This window comes from Synechococcus sp. OH20 (assembly GCF_047502685.1).
Classification (GTDB): Bacteria; Cyanobacteriota; Cyanobacteriia; order Thermostichales; family Thermostichaceae; genus Thermostichus.
In genome coordinates this window covers 164,324-172,242 of the sequence record NZ_JANSIQ010000037.1, presented here as the reverse complement: position 1 = coordinate 172,242, position 7,919 = coordinate 164,324, and the positions used below count along the sequence as shown (strand labels likewise).

5 protein-coding genes are annotated in these 7,919 nt (G+C 61.9%); 2 read left to right on the top strand and 3 right to left on the bottom strand.

The window, feature by feature from the left end; genetic code table 11:
• The first annotated feature begins 452 nt into the window (after positions 1-452).
• Complete coding sequence (locus NW826_RS08840; protein ID WP_414509928.1) at positions 453-1,379, top strand: D-isomer specific 2-hydroxyacid dehydrogenase family protein; 927 nt, start codon at positions 453-455, stop codon at positions 1,377-1,379.
• Between the two features lie 25 nt (positions 1,380-1,404).
• On the opposite strand, the gene NW826_RS08835 is transcribed toward NW826_RS08840, so the two are convergent.
• From NW826_RS08835 to gltX, 3 genes are all read right to left on the bottom strand, one after another.
• Positions 1,405-2,493 (bottom strand): isocitrate/isopropylmalate dehydrogenase family protein, encoded by a 1,089-nt coding sequence (locus NW826_RS08835; protein ID WP_414509927.1) that lies wholly within the window; start codon positions 2,491-2,493, stop codon positions 1,405-1,407.
• Positions 2,494-2,655: 162 nt separating this feature from the next.
• Positions 2,656-5,652, bottom strand: coding sequence for a GAF domain-containing protein (locus tag NW826_RS08830; protein WP_414509926.1), 2,997 nt, complete (start codon positions 5,650-5,652; stop codon positions 2,656-2,658).
• A gap of 42 nt (positions 5,653-5,694) precedes the next feature.
• Positions 5,695-7,134: a glutamate--tRNA ligase gene (gltX, locus tag NW826_RS08825; RefSeq protein WP_414509925.1), complete on the bottom strand. Its 1,440-nt coding sequence runs from the start codon at positions 7,132-7,134 to the stop codon at positions 5,695-5,697.
• 227 nt (positions 7,135-7,361) lie between these two features.
• Here gltX and NW826_RS08820 point away from each other — a divergent pair, with 227 nt between their 5' ends.
• Positions 7,362-7,712 (top strand): hypothetical protein, encoded by a 351-nt coding sequence (locus tag NW826_RS08820; RefSeq protein WP_414509924.1) that lies wholly within the window; start codon positions 7,362-7,364, stop codon positions 7,710-7,712.
• Positions 7,713-7,919 lie beyond the last annotated feature (207 nt).

Here is a 7,919-nt window from a genome sequence, read left to right as displayed (position 1 = left end):
CCGGCCCCTCTCCCTGAGGCCCTCACCCCCGGCCCCTCTCCCTGAGGGAGAGGGGAGTTAGGGTGGTGCGTTCGCGACAGCGTTGCGTAGCAATAACAACGTAGAGAAACGTTTTTTTGCTATTTGATTTTGCTATTTGATCAATGACTACTCCTCCAGCCGACGACACTTGTGGTAGCCCCTATCCGCCGGCGGCAAAGGTGGCCATCAAAATTAAAGAGAGCAAAATGCCCGGAAAGAGCAGCAGCACCAAGGTTAAAAACTCAGAAAGGCTCATGACAGCACAAAGAACAACAACCGAGGGCACCAGTCCCCAACCTAGCGATTCTGGCAGTCCTTCCCATCCTCCCTTTGGGATCCCTTAACAGTTGCCGTCGATGGCCGACCCCTGAGGCTTTTCCCCTTCTGCCGGCGATATCCTGGCAAAGGGAAAGTCTTCTTCAAGCGCTCCGATGGGCATCCAAGGCAGGCGTATTGCCGTCGAACCTGGGGATCTGCGTCCTTGGCTGCAAGAGGCCGTTTTGGCAGGGGGTGGAGAGCTGGTGCCGTTGGCCGAAGCGGAGGCGCTGGTGTGGGCAGATGCCTTTGACGTGCCCAAGCTCAAGCAGTGTCTTGCCGAAGGAAAGGGGATCCGCTGGGTGCAGTTGCCCTGGGCAGGGGTGGAACCTTTTGCCCAGGCAGGGGTTTTGGATCCCGCCTATGTGTGGACCTGCGGTAAGGGGGTGTACGCTCAGGCGGTGGCCGAACATGCCCTGGCCCTCACCTTGGCCGGCCTGCGGGATCTGAAGATCCGCGCTTTGGCTCAGACTTGGCAGCCGGGATCCGGCACCAGCCTCTGGGGCAGCCGCGTAGTCATCTTCGGGGCGGGGGGCATTGCCCAGGCGCTGATCCAGTTGTTACAGCCCTTCCGCTGTTCCATTGACGTGGTGCGGCGCAGGGCGGATCCCTTGCCAGGAGCCAGCCGGGTGGTGACGCTGGCAGAGCGGCAGGCGGTGTTGGCAGGGGCGGATGTGGTGATCCTGGCCTTGGCCCTCACCCCGGAAACAGAGGGGATCATCGCCCGGCGGGAGCTGGAGCAGATGGGATCCCAGTGTTGGCTGGTGAATGTGGCAAGAGGCAAACACATCGTGACCCCCGACTTGGTGGCCGCTCTGCAACAGGGGGTGATTCGCGGGGCCGCCTTGGATGTCACGGATCCTGAGCCCTTGCCGGCTGGGCATCCCCTCTGGAGCTTGCCCAATTGCCTCATTACCCCCCACACAGCCATTACCGATGCCATGATTGTCCCGGCCTTGTCCGAGCGGGTGCGGGAAAATGTGCGCCGCTTTCGGCTGGGGGAACCTTTGCTGGGGGTGGTGGATCCGGTTTTGGGCTATTGAGCCCTCACCCCTTGAGAGAGGGGAGCTAGGACTCGCGGGGGGCCATCTCCTGCACGCGAGCGGCAATGGCCTCGGCCATCTCTTGCGTGCCGACGGGATCCCCTTGCGCCAGGTCATAGGTGACGTATTTGCCTTCGGCAATGACCGACCGCACTGCCGCTTCTACCCTCGCGGCGGCTTCCCGCTCGCCCAGGTAGCGCAGCATCATGGCCCCGGAGAGGATAAGGGCAGAGGGGTTGACCTTGTTTTGGCCGGCATACTTGGGCGCCGAGCCGTGGATGGCCTCAAAAACCGCAATGCCATCCCCGATGTTGGCCCCTGGCGCCACCCCCAGCCCGCCGATCATGCCGGCGCACAGATCCGAGATGATGTCCCCGTAGAGGTTGGTGAGCACCAGCACATCGTAGAGCTGCGGCTTCTGCATCAATTGCATACACATGTTGTCCACGATGCGATCTTCAAACTCGATGTCGGGGTACTCCTGGGCAACCTCCCGCGCCACCTGTAAAAACAGGCCGTCGGTGAACTTCATGATGTTGGCTTTGTGGACGGCAGTTACCTTTTTGCGGCCGTTTTGGCGGGCGTATTCGAAGGCAAACTTGACAATGCGGCGGCTGCCGAAGTCTGAGATGGGCTTGATGCCGATGGCGGATCCCTCGCGGATGGGTTTGCCGGAAAGGCGCATCATGGCTTCCCGCGCTTGGATGGCTGCCGGTGTGCCCTGCTCAAACTCGATCCCGGCGTAGAGATCTTCGGTGTTTTCCCGCACCACCACCAGGTCAATGTCTTGAAAGGGGCTTTTGATCCCCGGGATGGACTTGGCCGGACGCAGGTTGGCGTAGAGGTCTAGCTCTTTGCGGATGGCCACATTCACCGAGCGAAAGCCGGTGCCCACGGGGGTGCCGATGGGCCCTTTGATGGCCAGCTTGGTCTCTCGGATCGACTCCAATACGTGGGGCGGTAAGGGGGTGCCGTATTTCTCGATCACCTCCACCCCTGCCTCTACCGGGATCCATTCCAACCCAACCCCGGTAGCCTCCAAAACCGTGGTCATCGCCTTGGTCACTTCCGGGCCGATGCCATCCCCAGGAATCAAAGTCACACGATAGGCCACCGATGCTTCTCCTCGCAGCGTGAAAACTCCGTCTTGCCGGCGGATCCCCCCATAGATAGGTCAGATAACCGGGGATCCCCTAGGCTTCAATGACTATAGAACAGGTTGAGAGCGAAAATGCTGCATCCGCTACCTTGTCAATGGGCGGGGCCGGAGACGAAATTAGGGAGTCGGGGGCAAGGGAATCCGCAGCTCCACGACCGTGCCACTGCCGAAGCGGCGGTTACGCCAGGCAATGGCGGCCCCGATCAACTCGGCTCGGTAGCGCATGTTGAGCAGCCCATGTCCATGGCCAGGCATGGGATCGGCCCCACCCTTGGATTCCGGCATACCGCAGCCATCGTCGATGATCTTCAGCTCCAAGTGGGTGCAGAGAGCCTGAGTATCCTGCCGGGGCTGAATGATGAGATCGATGCGCCGTGCCCCTGCATGTTTGACGATGTTGTTGAGGGCCTCCTGCACGATGCGGAAAATGTTGCTCTGGCAGGCGGGGCTGAGGCGGGAGAGCAGGCCATCGGCTTGGTTGTCGAAACGGGTGAGGAGGGGATGCGGGGATCGCTGGGCGGCCCGTTCCAGGAGGCTGCGCAGGGCCGGGCCCAGGTTAAAGGCCCGCATGGCCGTCGGCTGTAAATCTTCCACGATCCCCCGCAACTCGGCCATGGTTTCCCTCAGTTGGGCGCTCATGGCCTGTAACTGGGTCTGGACAGCGGGGCCAACGGCTGGATCCCCAGAGAGCTCCTGAATCTGGCGAGATAAAGCTCCCAGATCCGCCAAGGTTTGGTCGTGGAGATCGGCGGCCAAGCGACGACTTTCCGCCTCTCGCCCCTCGGTTAGACCCCGCAAAGCTGCTGCTGTCGCCTCCTGACGGCGAACTTGCTCGTAGAAGGAGGCCCGCTGCAAGGCCACTGCCGTAATGTCCGCCAGCGCGTTCACCAAGTCCGCGTCTCCGGGAGCAAGTCCGACGGCATCGGCGGTTTTGCCGGGCTCAACCGACGGCATGAACGCACAGAGCACCCCGGCCACCTGGCGAGCATCGGTGACTATCGGCACAGCCAGCAGGGAGCGGATGCCGTTCTGGAGCAGACTTTGGCGTGTGTGGGCAGGCAGCGGGAAGGTGTGGACATCGGCAATCAGCAATGTGTCTAGCTGGCGGTAGCAATTGGCCCAGATGAGCTGGCCCAGCTCAGGGGGCAGAGTCTGTCCCACCTGGGAAGGGATCCCCGGCTGACGACGATACTCCTGGTGAATGGCCAGGGGCTCTGGGGGAGAAGCAGATGAAGGCTGCGGAGTTGCAGGGGGCGCGATAAAATCGCAGCGATCCACCTGCAAAGCCTCTGCCATACCCTCGAGGGCAATCTGCACCACCTGCTGGGGATCATAGGTGCCGCTGAGGCGCTGGGCGAGCTGGCGCAACAGGCTTTCCCGCTGGGCCGAGATGCGGGTCTGCTCGTACAGTTGCGCCTGCTTGAGGGCGATCCCTGCCTGCTCGGCCACGGCTTCCGCCAACTCCAGATCCTCCGGCTGCCAAGGAGAAGGGATCCGGGAGCCGCGCAGCAGGGCAATCCCCCCCAACAGCTCCTGCTGCCGCTGCGGATGGTCATACAAAGGTACCCACAACAGCCCACTTCCCTGCCGCTGCGGCTGCAAGTCATCCGGCACCACCACCGGCTCCTTCAAGGTGGCCAACAGACCGGCTGCCCAGCGCAACCTGGCCTGAATTGTCTCCGAGAGTTCTGGGGATCCCATCAGCAGGGCATCCAACGAGGACTCCGTGCAGCTCACGAGAACGGACGGATTAAGCTGCGGCGCATAGAGGCCCACGGGGCACAGGAGCTCCTGCTCCGGCTGCCAAAGGGCCAAGATACACACATCCGCCTGAAAAGCCGCCCCGATCTGCTGGGTGATCGCGTGGAAGAGGGTGGTGGGATCCAGGCTGGAGCGAATCGCCGCTGTGATCGAGTGCAACAGCGCCAGCCGTTCCGTCTGCTGATGGGCATGCTCGAACAAGCTGGAACGGGTCAGGGCAATCGCCAGTTGATAGGCCACCGAGCGCAACAGGTCGATCTCCTCCGGCTGCCAAGGATGGGGTGTAGTGATGTATACCCCCAGTAACCCGATCATCCCCCCCTGCACACCGGGCCGTCCTCTATAGGGATCCCGCCCGCCGATCTCCGCTCCCACCGACTGCACCGGGATCAGCACCGCCGAGCGAGCTTGTAGCGCCTGGAAGGCAGCCAGACCCGCCGGCGGCAGGAGATCTCCATCCGGCGGCAGAGGCAAGGCAATTTGCACCACCTGCCCCGCCCGCAAGCGCTCGCACAGCGAGCCAAAGTCTTGGATCCGGTACACCTCTCGTAGGCAAGGGGCTAGCCCAGGGCTCAGGGCTTCGTGGGTGACCTGAACCGTCTGCTGATCCGGGTTGAGGCTGTAAAAACAGCAGCGGCTCAGCCCCTGCACGCCTTTCGGGAGAAAGGCCTGTTGTAGCTCCCTCAGGGCAGTGCTGACGATTTGATCCCACTGCAAAAAGCGGTGAACAGTGCTGGTGATGCGGTTGAGCAACGCCTCCCGCACCGCCTGCCGGCGGCTGCGCTCCAGCAGCTTGGCATTGATGATGGCGCTGGCCGTATAGGAGCAGAGGAACTTTACCACCTCCACAAAGCTGGCCTGCAGAGGGATCCGGCTCAGCAGGGCCAAAGCGCCCAGCCGCTCCTCCCCGCGGTTAATGGGGTGGGCGACAAAGCCCCGCAGGCCATTAGCCCTCACCCACTCCGGGGCAGGCATCCAGGCTTCTTGATCCGGGTTGTTGCTCAAGAGGGGCAACCCTTGCTGGGCCACCTGTCCCATAGGGCTGTCATCGGGGTAGATCCGCTCAATTTGATCGTGGGCAGGGCTGACCAGGCCGGCATGGGCCACCGACTGAAAGCAGCCCTCCTGCGGGTCGAAAAACCAAAGGCGGGCGGAGGCCACGCCCAAGCGGCTCACCATCTGCTGCACCAGGGTCTGGGCCAACCTGCGCAAGCCCTGCTCCAGCACCTCCGGCTCTGCCGCTTCTGAGGATCCCTGGGAAGAGAGAAGCACCAGTTCCTGGACGATTTGGTTGGCAGCTTGGAGCTGGATCAACAACGAGGAATCTGGATCGACACAAGCCTGCAAAGGCATAGCAGCAAGCAATCAAAAACTTGAGCAAACTCAAAACTTCAGTCAGGCAACCAACTTCTGCACCGCCTCCAGCCGCCCCAAAGCCCAGCCCCGCCGCTGCAGCAGCGCAAAAGAGGCCATCAAATCTGGCCCCTGCAGATCCCCTGTCAGGGCGGCCCGCAAGCTTTTCATCAGCAAGCCCTTTTTCATACCCTGACTTTTGGTTACTTGCTCCACCAGCGGCTTCAGGCTGTCTGCGGCAACGGGCTGGGGCAACTCGGCAGCGGCCAACGTGGCCGCCGTGGCCGCCATGGCTTCCGCCACCCCCGGCAGGCGCAACTGTTCCAAAGCTGGCAAGGTATAGCTAAGGGGCTCTTGAAACAAAAAGCGGCTGAGGGGAGGGGCCTCGGTCAGGCGGTCGATGCCCTCGGCAACGAGGCGAGCCACATCCTCCAGCCAACCGGGATCCGGCACGGATCCCAGGTCAAACCCCGCCGCCTGCCAAAAGGGCGTCAGCCGCTCCACCAATTCTGCCGGCGAGAGCTGCTTGATGTACTGGCTGTTGATCCAGTTGAGCTTGTCCCAATCGAAGCGAGCAGCGGCCCGGTTGACCCGGTCGAAGTCAAACTGTGTAGCTGCCTTTTCCAACAAGAAAAGCTCTTCCCCATCTGGGGGCGACCAACTGAGCAAAGCCAAGTAGTTTTTGAGGGCCTCCGGCAAAAAGCCCATTTGCTGAAACTCTGTTACCGAGGTCGCCCCATCCCGCTTGGAGAGCTTCTTCCCTTCTGGGTTGAGGATGAGGGGGGAATGGGCAAATTGCGGCGGTTCATGCCCCAGAGCGCGGTAGAGCAAGATCTGTTTGGGTGTGTTGCCGATGTGGTCTTCGCCGCGGATGACGTGGGTAATGCCCATGTCGATGTCGTCCACCACCACCGCCAAGTTGTAGAGAGGATAGCCATCCGCCCGCGCGATCACCATATCCCCCCCCAAGTCCTGGGTGTTCCAGGTGATGGGGCCGCGGATGAGATCCATCCAGGACACCTCCAGGGGCTCCTCGATCTTGAAGCGGATCACCGGCTGCCGGCCCTCGGCTTCGTAGTCGCGGCGCTGTTCCTCGGTGAGAAAGCGGTGGCGGTTGTCGTAGCGAGGGGCTTTGCCGGCGGCCTTTTGGGCGGCGCGCATTGCTTCCAGCTCCGCCTCGCTGACGTAGCAGCGGTAGGCCAGCCCCCGTTCCAAAAGCTGCTGCACCACCGCTTGGTAGCGGGCGATGCGGTTGGATTGGTAGATGGGCCCTTCGTCCCAGTCCAGCCCCAGCCAGGCCAGCCCCGCCAAAATGTTGCGGGTGTAGCGGGGGGAAGAGCGCTCGCGGTCGGTGTCTTCAATGCGCAGGATGAACTGGCCGCCGTGGCGGCGGGCATACAGCCAGTTAAACACTGCCGTCCGGGCGGTGCCGATGTGCAAATTTCCAGTTGGACTGGGGGCAAGGCGAACGCGAACACTCACAGGCTTATGGATCCCAAGCAGAGCATCTTGATCCTAGTCGGCGGCGGGATCCCTTGTCATGTTGGGGGCTGCAAGTGGTTGCCAATTGAGGCATGTCGAGTAGAATCCGCCTTAGCTGCCGGTCAACAGGTAGGCTCCCCGGGGGTAAAAGTTGGTGGGCAACGCCCAAATCTCGCTTTTTTTCCGGTGTTGAGGAACAAGCTGTAGCGTAGGAGGAATCACGGCACATGCGTCTGGCCTTAGCCATTGTTCTGGGTTGTCTAGCTGCTGGGCTCCCGGTTAGATCCGCTTTTGCCCAAATCGCCTATCCTTCCTACCCAGTGGGGGATGCCCTGGATGAGATCCTGCTAGATAGGGGTAAAGATGTGGATCCAGTGATTTTCCCTGAAGAGGTGGTGCGCTCCCAGGCCCGGCGAACCACCGCCTTCTTCACCACTTTGCTCAACCAGCGCGCCAACATCCCACCCCTGCGCTCGCTGGATCTGCCCAGCCCCTACCAGGCCTCGGTTCGTACCCAGGCCGGCTACTATCGCGTCACCCAGACAGAGCCTGTTTTGGATTCTGAAATCTTGCGCTAGAGATATCCAGGGTTCGCTCCAGCAGCAGTTTGCTCTTGTGGCCGAAAAGTTGGGTCTGGAGCCCCGTTCTGCCCCTACGCGGAGGCAAGCCGGTGGGGCGGCTTTTGGCTTGCATAGCGGCGAGAGCACCGAAAAACCCAAACGGCTGTCTAGGGGCTGTTTGCGCAGTGTTGCCCGGCAACAGCGGCTCCGCCGGGACGGGGAATA